Genomic DNA, 18,629 nt, shown 5'->3' with positions numbered 1-18,629 from the left:
TTGAGCGGGATTTCATCTATTCAAACAAAGCAAAACTGCGATTAATGGTGATGAGCATGCTCGTGATCGTGCGCGTGATCATGGTCATGATCGTGCCCATGATGGTGATGATGATGTACCTCACCGTGGACTGGAGTCACCGCTAACGCCTCTTCCGTCAACAGCGAATCAATCTGTGGATTCGCCCAATCTGCCACCATCTTCAAGAAGTCTGCGTCGTCATTCACACAAGGCATCCGCACATATTTCACATCGGAATATTTGCGATGCAACTTCTCAATGATGTGTTCAACATCTAACAGCGTTTCATGATTTTCAGTCGCAAATCCGATCGGCATAAACACGATCGCTTTCGCGCCCAATTCGATCAAATTCTTTGCGGCTAAATCCGCATTCGGCTGCGTCCATTCAATCAACGGAGTTTGATGATTGAGCCAACCGACCGAGATCAAAGGATACTTGTCAATTAAGCGATCGCGAACCTTATCATAAAGCGCCTGACTCTCGGTAATCCCAGAGGTAAAGCCTTTCGCTTTATGAGGACAGCCATGATTCATCAGCACAATCCCAATTTGAGACGGGAGATAGTGCTCCGCTAAATCTGATTGAATCTGCTTCTCAACCATCCGCGCCATCAGATTGAGATATTCCGGACGATCGAAGAAAGAAGGAATATACCGCGTTCCCTTCAGCCAATGTTCTCCCTCGTCTGCCGAATTCGCCAAAGCCTTATTGACTTGCTCCACTGCAATTCCACTCGTGAAAATCGAATCCACAACGAGCAAAGGATAAATCAAGATCTTTGAAAACCCCTGCGCTTTGATTTCGGCAAGCACTTGCTCTGGAAGAAAAGGCTTACAGAAGTTGAACGCTTTAAAGACTTGAATGCGATCGCCCCATTTCTCTTGCAGAATTTCTTCTACCCCGGCGCGTTGCCGCTCAAAAATCGCATTGTGTGGAGAAATAAAATTGCCATGCTGATGACCCCACTCATGCAGGTCAAACACCGCTAAAAGTTTTGCCAAAGGGGGATATACCCAAGTTGGAACGGGTGCAAATTTAGCAGTCAGCAGATTCAAGGCTTGTTCATTATAATTTGCAAAATCTTCGTAACTTTCGACTTCGCCATATCCCATCAATAAAACCGCAACTCGTTCTGAGCCTGAAGATGCGAGATGATGAGAATGTTCGAGCTTGTCTGGAGTTGCAACCACTATTAAAGCTCCTTGCCTAAAGAATGTATCGAGTAGGTTTAGGCATTAGGCTAACATCCCCTACTGGGGGATGGTGCTATCCCTCGGTAGATTGTGATGAAACTTCAGCAATGCAGATTTTTATTTGTCCGGGCATACATTCGCCAACATTAACGACGCAATTTGTTACAGCGTTAGGACTGTTGCAACAGGAAGTTTTAATCTTTCCAGCAGATCAGCCCGTTTACTCTCCGCAACATGTACTTGACTTCTTTGAACCGCAAGCCCCCGTTGTGATGATTGCGTTTAGTGCAGGAGTTGTAGGCGCGATCGCTGCCACTCGAACTTGGTATGATCGCAATATTCCAATTTCTGCCTTGATCGCGATCGATGGCTGGGGAGTTCCATTATTTGGAGATTTTCCAATCTACCGGGTAAGCCACGATCAATTCACACATTGGAGTTCAAAGCTGCTTGGGGGCGGAGAAAGCTTTTATGCTGATCCAGCCGTTGACCATCTGACCATGTGGCACTCTCCACATCTGGTTCGTGGCTACGTTGACTTTTCAAATCGAACCCCAAATCGTGTCACGACGGCTGCAACCTTTATCCTTGAGAAAGCAGGTATCACTCAGTTTCAGTCTTAAGGTTGGTTTTAGAAGTTTTGTCTATTTCGATGCCGAATCCGATTGGCCCGCGATCGACAATAGATTCAAACCAAAAATTCGGTATTGTCAGGCTTTTCTGACGGCTTTTTCTCGCTCAGATTGCTCAAACTCCCCAGTCATCGGGCATTTTGAAAATATCTTGAGTCAATTCTCTCGACACAAATAGGGATCAGTTTTACACTATATTCTTATTGCTTGCATCCTACGATACAAATTTCTTCCAATTTATCCAAATCGCGTAATACTTGACGAGGTTCCCCCAGTGCAATTGCAGCAACGATCGGCAGTCCAACGGGTGACGGGTGCTTTTGCTTTAATCGATAGTCTCAGTCGCCACGGTGTAAAACATATCTTTGGCTACCCAGGCGGAGCAATCCTCCCGATCTACGATGAGCTTTATCGCGCCGAAAAAGCCGGAATTCTACAGCATATTCTTGTGCGCCACGAGCAAGGTGCAGCACATGCCGCAGATGGCTATGCCCGTGCTACGGGTCAAGTCGGTGTGTGTTTCGCAACCTCAGGTCCCGGAGCGACGAACCTCGTCACCGGAATCGCTACGGCTCACATGGATTCGATTCCGATGGTTATCGTTACCGGTCAGGTGCCTCGACCTGCGATCGGCAGTGATGCTTTCCAGGAAACAGATATCTACGGCATTACTTTACCGATCGTCAAGCATTCCTATGTGGTGCGTGACCCTCGCGACATGGCGCGCATTGTGGCAGAAGCCTTCTTTATCGCTAGCACGGGCAGACCTGGTCCTGTGTTGATCGACGTGCCCAAAGATGTCGGCGTTGAGCAATTTGAGTATGAGCCAATCGATCCCGGCTCCGTTCGCTTGACGGGATATCGCCCGACGACGAAGGGCAATCCGCGCCAAATTGGACAAGCTTTGAAATTGATTCGTCAGGCTCAGAAACCTCTGCTTTATGTGGGTGGTGGCGCGATCGCAGCAGGCGCACATGCAGAAGTAAAAGAACTGGCTGAACGCTTCAAACTGCCCGTGACGACAACTTTGATGGGCATTGGCGCATTTGATGAGCATCATCCGCTTTCTGTCGGCATGTTGGGGATGCATGGCACAGCTTATGCAAACTTTGCGGTCACGGAATGCGATTTGCTAATTGCAGTTGGAGCAAGATTTGACGATCGTGTGACCGGAAAACTCGACGAATTTGCGTCTCGTGCAAAAGTCATTCACATTGATATCGATCCGGCAGAGGTCGGTAAAGTTCGCTTGCCCGATGTGCCAATCGTGGGCGATGTGAAACAAGTTTTAACCGACTTGTTAGAGCGCAGTGCAGACGAGAATGATCCGGCGAATCCAAATCAGACAGAAGCATGGCTCGCGAGAATCGATCGGTGGCGTGAAGATTATCCGCTCGTGGTTCCCGAATATTCAGATGTTCTCTCTCCCCAAGAAGTCATTGCAGAAGTCGGACGACAAGCACCTCATGCTTTCTACACGACAGATGTCGGACAGCACCAGATGTGGGCAGCACAGTTCTTGAAAAATGGACCACGCCGTTGGATTTCCAGTGCGGGGCTTGGCACGATGGGCTTTGGTATGCCTGCGGCAATGGGCGCGAAAGTGGCAGTTCCCGATGAAGAAGTGATCTGTATCAGTGGCGATGCCAGTATTCAGATGAACATTCAAGAGTTGGGGACTTTGGCACAGTACGGCATCAGTGTGAAGACCGTGATTGTCAACAACGGTTGGCAAGGGATGGTGCGGCAGTGGCAAGAAGCCTTCTATGATGAGCGCTACTCGAATTCCAACATGCAGGTGGGAACGCCAGATTTTGTCAAATTGGCAGAGGCGTTTGGCATTAAAGGCATGATTGTCGAAACGCGCGAAGAGTTGAAGAGTGCGATCGCTGAAATGATCGCTCATCCAGGCCCCGTTCTGATGGATGTCCGCGTCAAGAAGAATGAGAACTGTTATCCGATGGTTCCATCCGGTAAGAGCAATGCTCAAATGATCGGACTCCCTGAGCGGAAATTGCTAGAACGGGCGGCAGAAACCGTTCAATGTGCAAGTTGTGGCACTGAAAATCTTCCGACGAATAAGTTCTGTCCAAATTGCGGCGCGAAAATTTAGCGCGATCGACCCAATTTTTCAGAAGTCCAGCCGATTTGAAAAGCTGGACTTCTTGTTTTATTTGCCTACTTGTTGCAGCATGCGATTCGTTCAGACTATTCCTGATACAAAGCATGGAGTTTGTAGATACAAGTGTTCTCATTGCGTTGCAGCATGCGATTCGTTCAGACTATTCCTGATACCCCAAGTTTCTTAGCGCAGCTCTCGCTGCATCCACAACTTTTGGGTCTGGATCTTTCAATAACGGAATGATTTGGGGAATCGCAACTCGTGCAGACTCTCCCATCTTTCCTAAAGCATTTACTGCCGCAGAACGAGGAAAGACATTGGACTCTTTCAACAGCGGAATGAGATGAGGAATTGCAGAGTTAGCGGCGACTCCTATCTCTCCTAATACCTGCGCCGATAAATAACGAACTGTCACAAATGGATCTTTCAGCGATCGCGTCAGTTGCGGAATGAAGGGACTGGATGATTCTCCCATATTCAATAAAACCATGACGGAGTAAGCCCGCACCCACTCATCTGAGTCCTCTAGTAGCGGAATGATGTGGGGAATTGCTGGTTCTGCTGACCTTTTCATCCCAACAAAGGAGAGAACAACAACCTTGCGAACTTCTGGTGATGACTCTTTCAGATAGGGAATTAAGTAGGGAATTGCATCGGGGGGTGCTGTTTTCAAAATCTCTCTTGCTTTAGCCTGGTCTTGTTCACTACCAGTTTTGATAAGTTGGGTCAGATAGCCAACTTGTTCCCGTAAAGATAGTTGCCGCATCCGAGTCGCAACCGGATCAACATTCTGAGCAGTGGCTCTAAAGATGCCAGTACTCTCAACACGTCGCCCTCTAGGGATAACCTGGTAAGTTCCATTTTCGAGCGCAGTGCGATCGCTTGAAAGCGTAGCGCTACCTGTAAATATCCAACCTCGATCGAAACCACAACCTGGATCTGGATCATCAGAGACAAATCTAAACTGCAATGTTTTACCTTGTCTGCGCCCAGTAAGCTTACCTGCTCCGCATAGCGCACGAGCGTTAGGATAATTTGTAAAGTTGATATAGCCGGAGACCTGATCATCGGAGCCAAAGCTCAGATTAATGAGGACTTTACCGCTCAGATTATGAGTTGCATTTGTAAAAGAACCAGAGTACTGAATTTGCTGCCCTGCTGGTGGTGTAGATTGTGCAGAAGCCCCCTCAGAAACTGTCAATGTCGTCCCTATGGCAAGTGCTAAAAAGACTGAACCCATGTTCCTCATTTTTGTCCCTCTTATACATCAAGCAACGTTTGCAATGAAATCGATCGACTATTGCACACAGTATCATTGTGATGAAAAATATCAGGGATATTACTGAGTAGAAGCGGTTATTCCTGTTTTATATGACACAAATTCGTAATTTACGTAATTCCATCTCGTAATTAGGTTGATAAAACAACTTATCTTTCGAGAGCGATCGCGTTCGTGCCTTCCCCAATAATCCGGCACAATATGAGAGTAGAGTCTCATCGATCGCTGATCTATTATGACTTCACCATTTCCCCAGCCCGATCCACCACTTCCTCCCTGGCAAACGCTCCCAACGATGTATGATTTGCCCAGCGAGAATCCAGAGGAGCCTGGTTTACCCGACGAATTTCACGATCTTCAACCTCAACTTCTCAGCCGCACCTTGCGACTAACCCAATCCGTAACTGATCAATTTTTTACGGGAGCAGATTTAAACCTGTATTACGACAGCGCACATCCGCAATGGTACAAGCGCCCAGATTGGTTTTTGTCGATCGGAGTTCCGCGTCTGTATCAAGGGCGAGATCTCCGCAATAGCTATGTGATCTGGCAAGAACGACGTGCGCCCTTTGTGGTCGTTGAACTGTTGTCGCCTGGGACAGAAAAAGAAGATTTGGGTTCCTATGCTGATACTCCAGAGATCGAGTTGGAACCCCTTCAACCTGTGAGAGAAGCATCTGAAACGCCGACAGCGAAAGGTCAAAAGTCAGAGAAACCTCCTTCAAAATGGAAGGTTTACGAGCAGATTTTGCGCGTTCCTTACTACATTGTGTTTAGTCGCTATGACGATCAGGTGCATTTCTTCAAACTGGTGAGTGGAAAATATCAAGCACAACCCCTTGATCCTGAAAATTCTCGGATTTGGATTCCAGAACTGGAAATCGGACTGGGCTTGTGGCAAGGCGAATTTGAGGGAATTTGTCGGTCTTGGTTACGGTGGTACGACGATCAAGGCAATTGGATACTGACTGATGCAGAGCAAGAACGACAACGCGCCAATCAAGCAGAAGCTCAAATACTGCAAGTTGCTCGAAATCTCCTGCAAACAGGAATGTCGATCGAGCAAGTCAGTCAGATCACAGGGCTAATTGAAACTGAGGTACAACAGCTTCAAACTGAATAAGCATCACAGCCAATTCGGAAAGTCTTGTCCAAATTGTTGCAAAGAAATTAGATGAACTCGATCGCTATTCTGCGCCTCTTCTCGTTCTGATCGCGTGTTATATCCCCAATCTGCTAGAAATAATTCGACCTCTTGCAACGATTCCTGCTGCTCAACTGCCTGTAAGGTTTTCAATCGATCCTCAACAAACCAGATCGCACCCTGATAAACCTGTTGGAGTTCTTTCAAAACCTGTGGTTTCGGTCGCTTCGATTCTTTGCCGTACACTTGCGAATCTGCTAACTCAATCCCTTCCTGTTTCAGAAGCTGCTTGATAAATCGTCCTTCTTTTGTACTGATGATGAAAAAATCAGTTGAGCTATTCAAAATTGTATTCAGTCGATCGATCACGCCCGGATAAAATTCATGCTCTGCCAGCCAGTTGTCTAAATCGGTTGCAATTTTGCGATCGCGAATTCCATCGACCGCTGCACTGATCTCTAACGGTTTTAACTGCTCTTTCTCAATCGTCTGAGTCGCGATCGTCAGCCAATTCTGCAAAATCTCTTCTTCTTGAACACCGACTACCAGCGATCGGATCAAAATAGGCATTTCCCAGCCCGTCTCAATCACCGGACGCAATCGATAAAAAGCAGGTGCGATCTGCTCATTCGGCGTCGTATCCGTCTGCCAAATTTGCGCGTAAGCCTGCCAAGAGGTCTGGAAATATTCTTTCAGACCATCACAAATTACACCATCAAAATCTAACGCCAACACACTAGGGGAACCCGGCATACAACCTCCTCAAATTCCCCTCAAGCGTACTACTCGTCCGCCGTTGCTTCAACTAAAGGAGGTTTCGTAGTTGTCGAAGTTGTAATCACATTCATTGAGTCTGGGCTGACAATCCCACCTGAGATAATTACCTTGAACGCATCTTCGATCGGCAGCGACAAATTAATCACCGAATTCTCAGGCACAACAGCATACCAGCCCGTGGTCGGATTGGGAGTCGTGGGAATAAAGACGCTCAGCATATCCGTTTTGAAATGCGATTGCACCTCGGCTCCGATCGCACCCGTGACAAATCCTAGTGACCAAACTCCCTCACGCGGATATTCCACCAACACGACGCGGCGAAACTTTCCACTCGAATCGCGTAATACCGTTTCGAGCAATTGTTTCAGCGTTTTATAAATCGCACCCGCCAGCGGAATTGCCTGCAAAACTTGCTCACCGACATCCAAGAGCCAACGCCCCGCGATATTCCGTGCCATCAAACCGATAAACAGAATACTGAACAGAGGAACCGCTAGCCCTACGATAAAATTGAGCAGATTCACTAAGAGCGGATGTAAGCCGTCAAAAGGATTCAATTGTTTCGGAACGCGCGTCAGGAAATTGATCACCCAATTCGCGATCGTATACGTCAGCCAAATCGTCGTTGCCAACGGAATTACAACCAGTAATCCGGCGATCAGGTCGTTTTTTAGATCTTGCTTAAGACGATGGATCACAGATATCTCCTTCATCTAACGGCAGCTATGCCATTCAGTGTAGACGTTACCTTAGAAGTAGATTTCGATTCTTGAATCGCAATTAGGAACGCTCCTCAAAAAATCTTGCAATCAGCATCTACTCTGTTTATTAATATTGTAAAGAAAGGTTGAGAATTTGAGGAATTTCTAAGCTTTCTTATTTAATCATTGATCCCCGCTCGACATATCCGAACACGATCTGTATATTATTTAACATTTTCTAGGATCGGTGTGACGAGTTTGGGAGAGTCTACAGGCTGATGCTGGAGTTCCCAAACCTTCAGCGTAATTAAATATTCGTAAAACGCTTGCAGCATGCACCAGGTAAATCCTGGATAGCCGTCAAACATCCCACCTAAGAGCAGATACATATAGAAAAATCGAATCAACGGTCGAAAAGGCAGTCGCAGCGACAGATCCTTTAATGCCCGTCGCCGTTCGACTTCAGATTTGCCAAAAAATAGCGCGCTCCAATTTAAGCCTCCGGTTTCAAGTTGATGGATCGTTTCGATCGCTTCATTTGTCGAATAGCGATTATGTTTATCAATCCAGCGGCTGAACCCTTTACCAGAGGTGTAATGCGGATAAGTTTCTTTGAGAAATCCAGTGGTTCCGTCTACGACTTCGCGTTCAGTATGTCCGTAATCGGTAAACCAAACTTTTTCTTTCTGAAAGAGTCTCAACTGATATCTCGGATATTGCGTGCTGCGGCGAATCCATTTGCCCATAAACATCACGCGCTCTGCCACGTAATAGCCGATATGCTCGGCTGTTTGAATTGTGTCGAGGCATTCTTGAAACAGTTCCGGCGTCATCCGCTCATCGGCTTCGAGGATGTAGACCCATTCGTGTTTCACAGGGACAGATTGCAGCATCCAGGTGCGCTGTTTGCCGTGACTTTCAAAGGGATGTTGAATCACACGAACGGGATAAGAATTTGCGATCGCGATCGTTTGATCATCGCTACAAGAATCGACAACGATTACATCATCTGACAACAACGCTGATTCGATACATGCAGCGATTTCGACTTCTTCGTTGTGCGTCAGGATGAAAATAGAAAACATAACCGTAAAAAAAGGCAAAGGGGATCACCTTCTAGTTCTCCCCATTTGCCTTTTTAATCTTGCAAGCAGCCTCAGATTTTTATCGCATTACAGGCTTGCGCTTCCCACCAATCACACCCAACTCGCGTAATCCTGACCACCCGATCACGAAGTACGCCAGCGAAAGCAGTAAGCTGCTAATCCCGACTCGAATTCCAGTTTTCCAGAATTCGTTTCTCGCTTGATTCTCGGCTTGAGTGCGCCGTTCGCGAATTGAAGTCAATTGTGTGTTGCGGAATTCTTTTGCACGATCGGCAACCGAATTGGGATTCGCTTTTAGCGCTTGCAGTTCTTTCTGCGCTCGTTGGGCTTGAGTGAGTTGATCTCCTTTTAATTGACCACTGGCGATCGCTGCATCAATTTGTTTGAGTTGATCATCCAATTGTTTGCTCTGATTCGGGTCACGCAGCGCAGCAGTAATCTGATCTTGACGCTGTTGAACTTGGGTATTGAGTTGATTTTCTGCGTCTTTTGCTTCTCGATCGATGCGCTCTAGCGCCTGATCCGAAACCTGACGGGTATTGTTTAAGTGCAGCGGGAAAGCAATGAGGAACACCAACCCGAGGAGCAAAGACAGCAGCATCGCCCAGAACCGGAACGACATCGCAGGTTTAACGCGCTCTCCAAGATTGAAAGAACCGCTTTCTAGGAATGCACCGGCGAAGAGGAAGGCAAAACCGACGAGTGGGATGATTCCACGATCGACGATTTGTGTGACAACGTTCGCGAACCAGGCTTTATCAGAGAAATTCGGCGGAATTAGAACCGAAATATAGTCCACCATCGACGACACGATCATAATGATGCCGACGAGTCGGAGGACGAAGGGGGCGGTGGGAAGTGAATTCGTTGCTTTCATCGGGCTTTCTAGAAATTTAACGGTTGTCTACGGATTGCAAATTACTCAAACCTCATCGGGTTAGATCTGCGCGATTTCTTTCTTCAATGTAAAGTGACTTTGGAAACTTGGTTATTTTACATGAGTTATATGGCGATTCAAGCGCAGGAATACCGAGGATGTCTACGTCAGGTCAATGAATCAAATTCTAAATAGAAGTTGAGGTTTGCACCGCATGTAGAGGGTAACATTGCTACGCTTAGAAATCACAAGCTTTTTTGACCCCAGAACGCTAGCGGAGTTCCTTCTGCTTGAATTCTTATCAACTTTTCTAAACTTTCTGAGATGATGGCAACTCTCTCCGTGATTTCTCAAAAGCTAAATATCTATACCCCTCAGAATATTACGGTGAGGCAAGGGGATTTGATTGTGCCGTTGTTAGATGGGCAACTGTTGAGAGTGACACCCCAGGGAGAAAGTTCGGCGATCGCGAATTTTATGAAAGATGAGTTAGGTGTCCCGTTTGGGATGACCGCTCAAGGCAATGATGTGATTGCAACGGTATCAGGTTTTCTGCCTCAGCATTATTTAATGCGGGTGAAACCCGATGGCAAAGTAGAGACGATCGCAGATTTATCTCGTCAGAGTGGGGCTTATGGTGCGCCGTTTGGGGTGACGGTGTTTCGAGATGAGTACTGGGTCACAGTCTCGACGGATGTGGTCGAATCGACAAGTGAGTTGGTGCGAGTGAGCCAAAAAGGTGAGATTCAGACGATCGCGAATTTGACTGAGTTTAAGAATCCATTCGGGCTAGTCGTGCAAGGGGACTCCGTGGTTGTGGCGCAGTCGAGTGGGCATTTGGTGCGAGTGAGTGAGAAAGGAGACGTGAAAGCGATCGTCGATTTGCAAGAGTTAGGATTTGGATTGCCGTTTAATGTGGCAATTTGGCGCGATCAAATTGTGGCGACGACGAACGCAGGGCTAGTTGTCGCAGTGGATAAAGCCGGAAAAGTTTCGACTGTTGCCGATGTAAAAACAGCGAAATATCAGATTCCGTCGGGAATTGTCGCTTTTGAAAAGGATTTGATCGTCACGACGAACGGTGGATTCTTGTTGAGACTTTCGGTTTAGATCGAGTAAACGAGATAATACAAATACATCACTTAGCTATCCGTATGCTGCGAACATTTAGGGCTGCTTTAAAGGGAAACTCGATCGAGTGGCTTGATGAAGCCCCCGAATTGGGAGAGCAATCGATCGCAGTTCACATCACCGTCTTAGAGGAAAAAACGGGCATAGATTCTGCTACTCGTGGGCAAAGAATGGCTGAAGTGCTTGAGAAACTCGCCGCAAGTCGTGCTTTCTCAGAGATTGATCCGATCGCTTGGCAGCACGAAGTCCGTCAGGATCGCTCTATTCCAGGACGAGATGAATAATGCTTCTCGACAGCAACATTATCATTTACGCGATTCAACCTGAAAATGCTCAGCTTCGGCAATTTATCGCTGATCATGCTCCCGCTGTCTCTGCGTTAAGTTACGTCGAGGTTCTTGGTTATCATCGCTTAACAGAAGCAGATCGAATCGCTTGGGACTGTTTTTTCAAGTCGCTCAAGTTTTGCCGATGACTCAGCCTGTCTTGGAACAAGCTGTTGCACTCCGCCAGATTCGCAGAATCTCACTTGGAGATTCCACAATTGCTGGCACTGCACTCGTTCATAACTTGACCCTAGTAACACGAAATATCAACGATTTTCAGTGGATAGGGCAGTTTCAGTTGTTAAATCCGTTTGACGCTGAAATTCCATAACGTTTTTTAGAACAAGCTCATTTGTGAAGGCGGTTGTTCTATCAAATCCCAGGGAAGAGGCGGAACATTCACGTCTTGCTGCTCTAGTAATCTTTGGAATTGGCGGGCGTTTTGGGGTGAATGTTCTTCAACAGGGCAGTGGACAAAAAAGTAAATTTCTGTGCCTTGTTGTAACCAGCGATCGACAATTTTCACCCATTCTTCCAAATACTGCTGATTCAAAGTTGGATGGCTGATATATCGAATCAAAGTAAACGGTGCAGTCACATCCGGCTGCAATGGAACTTTCGGCTTTTTGCGTTCGCTCTCCAACTGCGGATCATCTTCGCATTCATAGATTGGGCGTGTATCTAGCAACACTCGCCCAATCTTTAACTCTTGCAATAGCTCGTTCAAGCGGCTGCGATGCGGTTCTTGAAACCATTGGGCATGTCGAACTTCTAACGCCAAATCTGCACCCTTCCAGCCGCGAAGAAACGTTTCTAAATCTGCAAAATTCGCAGGGCTATAGCTTGGAGGTAATTGAGCAAACAAGACCCCTAAGCGATCGTCGAGTCCCTGCATGAGTTCCAAAAACTGCAAGGCTCCTGATATCGACGAGGCAAGCTTTCCAGAATGAGTCAGTATTTTTGGCAGCTTTGGGCAGAACTTAAAGCCAAGAGGCGTTTCGGATTTCCAGCGATCGACTGTAGCGCGATCGGGAATGGAATAAAACGTCGTATTACCCTCAACACAAGTGAAGCGACGACTGTAGAGATTTAGAAAATCAGAAGCTTTACTTTTTGGGGGAAACAGATCGCCTACCCACTGCTTATATGCCCAAATTGCACAACCGATCCGAAATTTCGTTCTGTCGGAGAAAGAGGATTCAATCATCAGATAGAGTCAAATCACAACGTAAATTTAGACAATCAGACTGCCCCTTCAAAATTTGATCAACATGCTAGGTATCAATCAAGTTAAAACAGCAGGACTATTAGGACTTTTAAGCGGAATCCTAGTTTTAGCAGGTTACTATCTCGTCGGAAATGAGCAAGGTCTTATTTTAGGACTAATCTTTGCAGCTTTCACGAGCTTCGGGTCATGGTATTACTCCGATCGAGTTGCGCTTGCATCCTATGCTGCTCAGCCACTCGAACGGGAACAAGCCCCCGAACTCTTTGACATGGTGAAACGACTCAGCGATCGAGCGGAAATTCCCATGCCCAAAATCTTTTTCGTTCCCACCAAATCCCCCAATGCCTTCGCAACCGGACGCGATCCAGAACATGCTTCTGTAGCAGTGACAGAAGGGATTGTTGATTTGCTATCCCCGGAAGAATTAGAAACCGTTCTCGCTCACGAATTAACTCACGTGAAGAATCGCGATACGCTGACGCAAGCGGTTGCAGGTACGATCGCAGGTGCCATCACTTTTCTCGGTCGCATCTTAACCTTCGGCGCTCTATATGGGCCAGTTTACGGAAATAATCGCCGGGGCAACAATCCTTTAGGCATCTTATTTCTGATTGTTCTTGCCCCCCTTTCCGCTTCATTGATTCAACTCGCAATTTCTCGAACTCGTGAGTTTGCGGCAGATCAAGGTTCTGCTGAACTCACTGCCAACCCGTTAGCTCTTGCCAGTGCGCTAGAGAAATTGGAGACCGTTGGGCATCAAATCCCCATGAATGGAAATCCGGCAATGTCACCGCTCTTAATTGTGAATCCGCTATCAACCCAAGGGTTACAGTCTCTCTTCCGCACTCACCCTGCAACCGAAGAACGAATTCGTCGCTTAATGGAACTCGCGGCTCAACGCTCATCGGCGATCGCGGCTTAATTTCGTTGAGAACTCTGTGCTAGAACAGAAATATCTCAACACAAAAAACCGCTATGACGCGACGCGACTATAACGATCCCAACGGAATCGGTGATGAAATCAAAGCTCATATTGCAATCCTTGGCACGATCGTTGCCGCAATGTGGCTGCTGGAATTTGTCGATATTGCTTTAGGCGGTCGATTAAATTACCTGGGCATCTATCCTCGTAGCACGATTGGGCTGCGAGGTATTTTATTAGCCCCATTTCTACACCTGAACTTTCAGCATCTCATTAGTAACACCATTCCCTTCGTTGTCATGGGCTGGTTTGTGATGCTGCGCGGCATTCCTGAATTTTTCAAAGTCAGTGTGATCGTCGCTTTAGCAAGCGGAATCGGAACTTGGTTATTTGGTTCAGCAGGATTACATATTGGGGCGAGTGGTGTCGTCTTTGGCTATTTCGGCTTTCTACTCTCACGAGCTTATTTTGAACGGAGTAGTTTGTCGATCGCGCTATCTCTCGCTGTCGGTTTGCTCTACGGCGGTTTGATTTGGGGAGTGCTGCCGGGTCGCTTCGGTATCTCCTGGGAAGGGCACCTTTTCGGCTTCTTGGGCGGGATTTACGCAGCAAGAGAACTTTCACGACGCTGATGCAAAAGAGCGATCGAAATTATTCGATCGCTCTTTTGCGTTGCAATCTATTCAAAGTAATGCGGCGTAAACGAGCCGTGCAGCCCGTAAGGAATATGATGCTTCAAATGGAGCTTTGCAACAACACTCAAATCCTTTGCATCAACAATCACCACATCTGAGCGATCGCGTTTCACATCAAAGACCACTGCAATTAGCCATCCGTCATCTTCTGCACCTTGCACTTCGGTGTAAAGCCCAGAGTCTGAAGCTTTTCCACGCGGCACAAAGACAGGTTCGCTAACGTAGCCATCGGGTGCGAAACTACAAGTCTGACGTTCTCCAGTTTCAACATCAACTTTGAGAATCGCTTGATGGGGAGCATTCCCGCTTTCAGCATGAGCCGCAGCGAGATAAACATAGCGATGCTGTCGTCCAGCGAGCGCAGGGTGAATAAAAGGAAATTCACAGCAGCGAGGTTCGAGCAGTTGTCGATCGACTGTTCCCGACTCTAAATTCATGCGGAATCGCCACAATTGACCCGGTGCAAGCGCATCGAAATCAGTTTCGCGATAGTCCGAACCCGGTTCAACCGATGGCAAGCTCTCATAGCAAATCGAATCGAGCACGATTTCGCTATCTTGCTCAAAAGCATTTGCATGGTGGAACACAAAACCTGAAGGCGTTTCAAGAATTTTCGGTTTCGCTTTGAGGGCTGGATCGCGGGGAATAATCAGAACTTTTGTGGGTTGATCCGGGCGGAATTTGATACATTCACCTGCCGATCTCAATCCTGCTAAAAACGGCAAAGGATTGAATGCAACTGGATTTTGGAAAAAGATGCAATAGTTCGGTGTGATAGCAAAGTCATGAATAAAAGCAAATCCCGGAACTGGATGCTCATGATGCCGAACAATTTTGCCATCAAGATCCAATTCGTAAATGCTAATGGTGAAGGATAATCCAGCCTTGATCGAGAAGTTGACTAAGCAAGGGTTGCCCTGATCAAATTGACTCGATGGATCAATCCAAGGATGTGCCGCAAACGGTGCGCCTGTCGAGAGTTCGCCATCGAAATACTCTAACCCGATCGTCTCTAAAGTTTTCGGATCAAGACGATGCGGCTCTGCGGCTTCCCAAAGGGCAAGTAATTTACCGCCCCAGTAAAGCACTTGTGTGTTAGCAATATTCTTAATGCGAGTATCAAAAGCATTCGCGAGCCAGCCGCCAGATTTTTGAGTGCCGAATACGCCTCGATAGAGAATTTTGCCAGCTTTTTGTTCTGCTAAGTAGCCTTCAGTTTTAACAAATCGATTGCGGTAATGAGCACGACCGTTGTGAAATGCGATCGCGCTAATCATGCCATCGCCATCAAACGGATGTTGAATCCGTTCTCCATTGATATCGAGCAATCCAGGCCCATTTCTAAACAACGTTCCGTTTAGCTCAGTCGGGATTTCGCCTTCAATCTCTTCAATCCAATAACTATGTTCTTCTTTCAGCGATCGATATCCGCGTTGCCATTCTTCTGTGTTGTAAGAACGGGTCGGAACCGTCGCTGCATGTTCAAAAAGCTGAAATCCTTGCATTATCCAATCAATTCCTAAACACTATCTTTCTGGACTTCAACGACTTCACTGCTACCGACCGAAACCAAAGCTTGTCCAACTGGCTCAGCAAGTTTGATCGGCTCAGAAGTCGTCGCATCTGCCCCAGGCAGCCAACCGAGTAAAGGTAAGGGTAACAACGTGCTCAAATTCGTAATCAAGACCAAAATCCATAGATTATCGAAGTTTGTCTCGGTCACGCCAAACCAGTGAGTCAGTAACGCTCCAAACTCGTATGAGACTAATCCAGACAAGTTAACAACCGACATTAGCAACGCGAATAAGGTCGCTTCCACTCCCGGCGGGCAGAGTCTTGCTGCAAGCACGAGCACAGGCATGAAAGCAATCTGTCCCATCACCGTCAGAATCAAACTATCGCCCAAGCTAAACCAGCGATCGTCAATTCCCAATGCTCGATTGGTATGCGTCACGAGCAGGATCATCGACAATCCTAAAACGGCTGAAATGACGGTAGACCAGCCAAAAATAACTCGAAATGGCACCCCTTTGAGAAATCGTTGAAACACCCAAATTCCAACGATCGAGGCAATACTCGTGACAAGTCGAACTCGCCCTAAAAACTCCGGCTCAAATCCCAATTCATTCGTTGAGAAGTAAAAGAACGAAGATTCAGCTGTTGGAGTCGCTTGCCACAAGAATAAAAACGCAGTTGGCAGCCAAATCGATTTCTGCGTGATCGCCTGCTTCAATTGCTTCAATTGATCGCCCACAACTGACCAATCAGGCTTCGAGGTAACTGGAGACTCTGCAATCAACCAAGCCACCGATGAAGCAATCAGCGGAAATGTGGCGGTGATTAAGAAAATCGTTCGAGTATCAAACTGCTGAAGCAATGCCCCACTGAAGTAAGCAGTCATCAAACCACCCAATGCAGAAGCTCCCCAGCTTAGGGACTGCAACGAACCCGCACCACTTACAGATTCGCCTCTAGCTCGTTCGACAACCAGGGAATCGACAATGACATCTGCGATCGCGGTAGACAAAGACCCTAATGAAATTGCCAACGTTGCCGCCCAAGCGGAATGTACAACCGTTGCCAGGAGAATCCAAGCTGTGGTTCCAATGAGTCCAGACAGAATCAGATAAGGACGACGACGATATCCAAAGATCGGTAAGCCATCCGAGATAAACCCAAATAGAGGTTTGATCATCCAGGGCAGCGCTACAATACCCAGCAGTGCTGAGACTTCAGCCGGATTGAGATGTAGCTCGTCTTTGAGAAAGAAACTCACAGCCAGTCGAGCTAATCCGAGAATCCCTTGGACAAAATAGACCAGCAGAATCGCGATTAACTCAGCAGATGGCTCGTGCCCAAAGAAGAGTTTCTCGGTCACGGATGCCTTGAGTTTGGATAAACCAGAGTCAGAAACAATCATTGACGTTTCTTTACAAATATCAATGTCTTTAATCATATCGCTAGATCCAGAAGCCGGGTATTATCCGACCTGCGGAAAGTTGCGATTTACTGATTTACGAGTCTTCTTCCTCGCGTTGCATTTTCTACAATAGGGAAAATGCTGGTAATTCGACCATGTTTCAGAAAAAGCCGCCTCAGTCTCAAGCGATTTCAGGAAGTTCCGTTGTCGGCAGTCAGATTCAGATGACTCAGGCAGGAGCAGATGCAACTGCAACTCAATCCGTCGTCTCGTCCGTTCAGCAATCAGGCTTAACTGGTTCAGATGTCGTGAACCTATTGGAAGAATTAGAGACCACGGTGAAGCGATCGAGCATTGAAGCCGAGACGCAGCAAAAACTCCTAAATTCGGTCGGAGCCGCAAAGGATGAGGCAAAGCGGGACGATGCGGATAAAGAAATGGTGGCAAAGAATCTGAAGCGAGCGGGGGAAACGCTGGAAGCTTTGAATAAGGGAACTGAGGCGGGGAAAGGGCTTTGGGAGAAGGGACAGGCGGTATTTAACGCGATCGCGCCTTGGCTAGGAGGAGCCGCAAAACTCTTAGGATTCTAAATTCTAAGACAGGATCAAGTTGTAGGAGGATGCCAACCGAACTCAATCCAGATGGCTCGCGCTTCGACAATGTTTTCGTTATTGAGTCGGAGCGAAATGACTGTAGCTCTCCCTGTTGATGTTATGCCCAAAAGATGAGTGCCCCCATTTCCCCACGTAAAATGATCGCTCCAAGTCTGCATTCGAAGATTGAACAGAGGAACAAGCTGACCCGTTTCGGGATCACGGGCATCCGTTCTGGCTCCTTTAAATTCATTACATCGGTAACACGATGCTGCCAAATTGCTGCGATCGTCTTGTCCCCCTAACGATTTTGGAAAGACATGTTCCATAATCAGCGGCATCCCAATCAAGCGTGAGGAGGTTTTGCAATATTCGCATCGATGACCCGCTTCCTCGATTATTTGCCGCCGTAAAGCTTCTGAAATCGTCATCGGGGCAAAGGGATTTCTTCTAAGGGTGGAATTCGTTGTCCTCGCCAGCGCAAAATAGACCAGGCATAGGCTTTAAGGAGCATCAGACGATCAGCAGACTCCCTCAATGTGGATAGTTCTTGCTGTTCCTGTAAGGAAAGCGATTGCATCTCGTTTTTGGTGAGAAGTTCTGTATGACGGGCTTGTTGAGCAGGTTCGTTGTGCGATCGCGCGATTTCCAATAACTCTTCTGTACTCAACACTTGCATTCTGATCAACTCTCTCTGTAGCTCAGGTGCAGCATTTTCTACTGAAGGTGGAAGATTACTCAGCACACTTTGAGCGACAAGCTTCTCAACGGGCTGCTGGGTTGCTTCCGCAATGCGAACAAGCTGCCGAAACACTGCTTCTGGAAGATCGATTGTGACTCGTTGCGTTGTCATACTTGCAATCCGAAGAGTGCGATATATTGCTTATTCTAATCGAGGAAAATGGTCAATTCTGTTCTGATGCGATCGCACTCCACTTCATCAGCAAAACACTTGAACT

20 protein-coding genes are annotated in these 18,629 nt (G+C 47.1%); 9 read left to right on the top strand and 11 right to left on the bottom strand.

What is annotated here, in order from left to right:
* Nucleotides 1–41: 41 nt before the first annotated feature.
* Nucleotides 42–1,214, bottom strand: a complete 1,173-nt coding sequence (locus OU814_RS18040; protein WP_268184590.1) for a ferrochelatase — start codon at nt 1,212–1,214, stop codon at nt 42–44.
* 110 nt (nt 1,215–1,324) lie between these two features.
* Here OU814_RS18040 and OU814_RS18035 point away from each other — a divergent pair, with 110 nt between their 5' ends.
* Entirely contained in the window at nt 1,325–1,840 is a 516-nt protein-coding gene (locus tag OU814_RS18035) for a hypothetical protein (protein ID WP_268184589.1), read from the top strand.
* A 283-nt stretch (nt 1,841–2,123) separates the two neighbouring features.
* Nucleotides 2,124–3,962, top strand: a complete 1,839-nt coding sequence (ilvB, locus tag OU814_RS18030; protein ID WP_268184588.1) for a biosynthetic-type acetolactate synthase large subunit — start codon at nt 2,124–2,126, stop codon at nt 3,960–3,962.
* Nucleotides 3,963–4,131: 169 nt separating this feature from the next.
* Here ilvB and OU814_RS18025 read toward each other — a convergent pair whose 3' ends face one another.
* Nucleotides 4,132–5,211: a HEAT repeat domain-containing protein gene (locus OU814_RS18025; RefSeq protein WP_268184587.1), complete on the bottom strand. Its 1,080-nt coding sequence runs from the start codon at nt 5,209–5,211 to the stop codon at nt 4,132–4,134.
* A 274-nt stretch (nt 5,212–5,485) separates the two neighbouring features.
* On the opposite strand from OU814_RS18025, the gene OU814_RS18020 reads away from it, so the two are divergent.
* Entirely contained in the window at nt 5,486–6,373 is an 888-nt protein-coding gene (locus tag OU814_RS18020; RefSeq protein WP_268184586.1) for a Uma2 family endonuclease, read from the top strand.
* A gap of 3 nt (nt 6,374–6,376) precedes the next feature.
* Here OU814_RS18020 and OU814_RS18015 read toward each other — a convergent pair whose 3' ends face one another.
* The 4 genes from OU814_RS18015 to hpsJ-B form a co-directional block, all read right to left on the bottom strand.
* Nucleotides 6,377–7,147 (bottom strand): HAD family hydrolase, encoded by a 771-nt coding sequence (locus OU814_RS18015; RefSeq protein WP_017288113.1) that lies wholly within the window; start codon nt 7,145–7,147, stop codon nt 6,377–6,379.
* Nucleotides 7,148–7,176: 29 nt separating this feature from the next.
* The gene (locus tag OU814_RS18010; RefSeq protein WP_197693268.1) at nt 7,177–7,869 is read right to left on the bottom strand and encodes a DUF502 domain-containing protein; all 693 of its coding nucleotides are present in this window, start codon (nt 7,867–7,869) and stop codon (nt 7,177–7,179) included.
* 227 nt (nt 7,870–8,096) lie between these two features.
* Nucleotides 8,097–8,957 (bottom strand): glycosyltransferase family 2 protein, encoded by an 861-nt coding sequence (locus tag OU814_RS18005; protein ID WP_017288111.1) that lies wholly within the window; start codon nt 8,955–8,957, stop codon nt 8,097–8,099.
* 79 nt (nt 8,958–9,036) lie between these two features.
* Nucleotides 9,037–9,855, bottom strand: coding sequence for a hormogonium polysaccharide biosynthesis protein HpsJ (gene hpsJ-B / locus OU814_RS18000; RefSeq protein ID WP_199329622.1), 819 nt, complete (start codon nt 9,853–9,855; stop codon nt 9,037–9,039).
* 327 nt (nt 9,856–10,182) lie between these two features.
* On the opposite strand from hpsJ-B, the gene OU814_RS17995 reads away from it, so the two are divergent.
* The 3 genes from OU814_RS17995 (at nt 10,183) to OU814_RS17985 (ending at nt 11,643) form a co-directional block, all read left to right on the top strand.
* Complete coding sequence (locus OU814_RS17995) at nt 10,183–10,965, top strand: hypothetical protein (RefSeq protein WP_268184585.1); 783 nt, start codon at nt 10,183–10,185, stop codon at nt 10,963–10,965.
* A gap of 44 nt (nt 10,966–11,009) precedes the next feature.
* Complete coding sequence (locus OU814_RS17990) at nt 11,010–11,270, top strand: hypothetical protein (protein WP_268184584.1); 261 nt, start codon at nt 11,010–11,012, stop codon at nt 11,268–11,270.
* 151 nt (nt 11,271–11,421) lie between these two features.
* Complete coding sequence (locus OU814_RS17985; RefSeq protein ID WP_268184583.1) at nt 11,422–11,643, top strand: PIN domain-containing protein; 222 nt, start codon at nt 11,422–11,424, stop codon at nt 11,641–11,643.
* Nucleotides 11,644–11,649: 6 nt separating this feature from the next.
* Here the strand turns inward: OU814_RS17985 and OU814_RS17980 are convergent, their stop codons facing one another.
* A complete protein-coding gene (locus tag OU814_RS17980) occupies nt 11,650–12,519 on the bottom strand; it encodes a DUF72 domain-containing protein (RefSeq protein ID WP_268184582.1) in 870 nt (289 codons plus the stop codon).
* A gap of 64 nt (nt 12,520–12,583) precedes the next feature.
* Here OU814_RS17980 and OU814_RS17975 point away from each other — a divergent pair, with 64 nt between their 5' ends.
* Nucleotides 12,584–13,462, top strand: coding sequence for a M48 family metalloprotease (locus tag OU814_RS17975; protein ID WP_268184581.1), 879 nt, complete (start codon nt 12,584–12,586; stop codon nt 13,460–13,462).
* Between the two features lie 53 nt (nt 13,463–13,515).
* Nucleotides 13,516–14,094, top strand: a complete 579-nt coding sequence (locus tag OU814_RS17970) for a rhomboid family intramembrane serine protease (protein ID WP_017288104.1) — start codon at nt 13,516–13,518, stop codon at nt 14,092–14,094.
* 47 nt (nt 14,095–14,141) lie between these two features.
* Here the strand turns inward: OU814_RS17970 and OU814_RS17965 are convergent, their stop codons facing one another.
* Both OU814_RS17965 and OU814_RS17960 read right to left on the bottom strand, forming a co-directional pair.
* Nucleotides 14,142–15,662, bottom strand: coding sequence for a carotenoid oxygenase family protein (locus tag OU814_RS17965; protein ID WP_268184580.1), 1,521 nt, complete (start codon nt 15,660–15,662; stop codon nt 14,142–14,144).
* A gap of 14 nt (nt 15,663–15,676) precedes the next feature.
* The gene (locus tag OU814_RS17960) at nt 15,677–17,113 is read right to left on the bottom strand and encodes a folate/biopterin family MFS transporter (protein WP_017288102.1); all 1,437 of its coding nucleotides are present in this window, start codon (nt 17,111–17,113) and stop codon (nt 15,677–15,679) included.
* Between the two features lie 119 nt (nt 17,114–17,232).
* Between OU814_RS17960 and OU814_RS17955 the strand changes: the two genes are divergently transcribed.
* A complete protein-coding gene (locus OU814_RS17955; RefSeq protein ID WP_268184579.1) occupies nt 17,233–17,667 on the top strand; it encodes a hypothetical protein in 435 nt (144 codons plus the stop codon).
* 14 nt (nt 17,668–17,681) lie between these two features.
* Here OU814_RS17955 and OU814_RS17950 read toward each other — a convergent pair whose 3' ends face one another.
* The gene (locus OU814_RS17950; protein WP_268184578.1) at nt 17,682–18,101 is read right to left on the bottom strand and encodes an HNH endonuclease; all 420 of its coding nucleotides are present in this window, start codon (nt 18,099–18,101) and stop codon (nt 17,682–17,684) included.
* Nucleotides 18,098–18,523 carry a hypothetical protein gene (locus OU814_RS17945; protein WP_268184577.1) on the bottom strand — a complete coding sequence of 142 codons (426 nt, stop codon included), beginning with the start codon at nt 18,521–18,523 and terminating at the stop codon, nt 18,098–18,100. Before OU814_RS17945 ends, OU814_RS17950 begins: the two co-directional genes overlap by 4 nt.
* Nucleotides 18,524–18,629: the final 106 nt, after the last annotated feature.

The sequence above is a fragment of the Leptolyngbya sp. GGD genome (genome assembly GCF_026735145.1).
Classification (GTDB): domain Bacteria; phylum Cyanobacteriota; class Cyanobacteriia; order Leptolyngbyales; family Leptolyngbyaceae; genus Leptolyngbya; species Leptolyngbya boryana.
The sequence above is the reverse complement of the archived record's forward strand: the minus strand, read 5'-3'. Positions and strand labels throughout refer to the sequence as shown.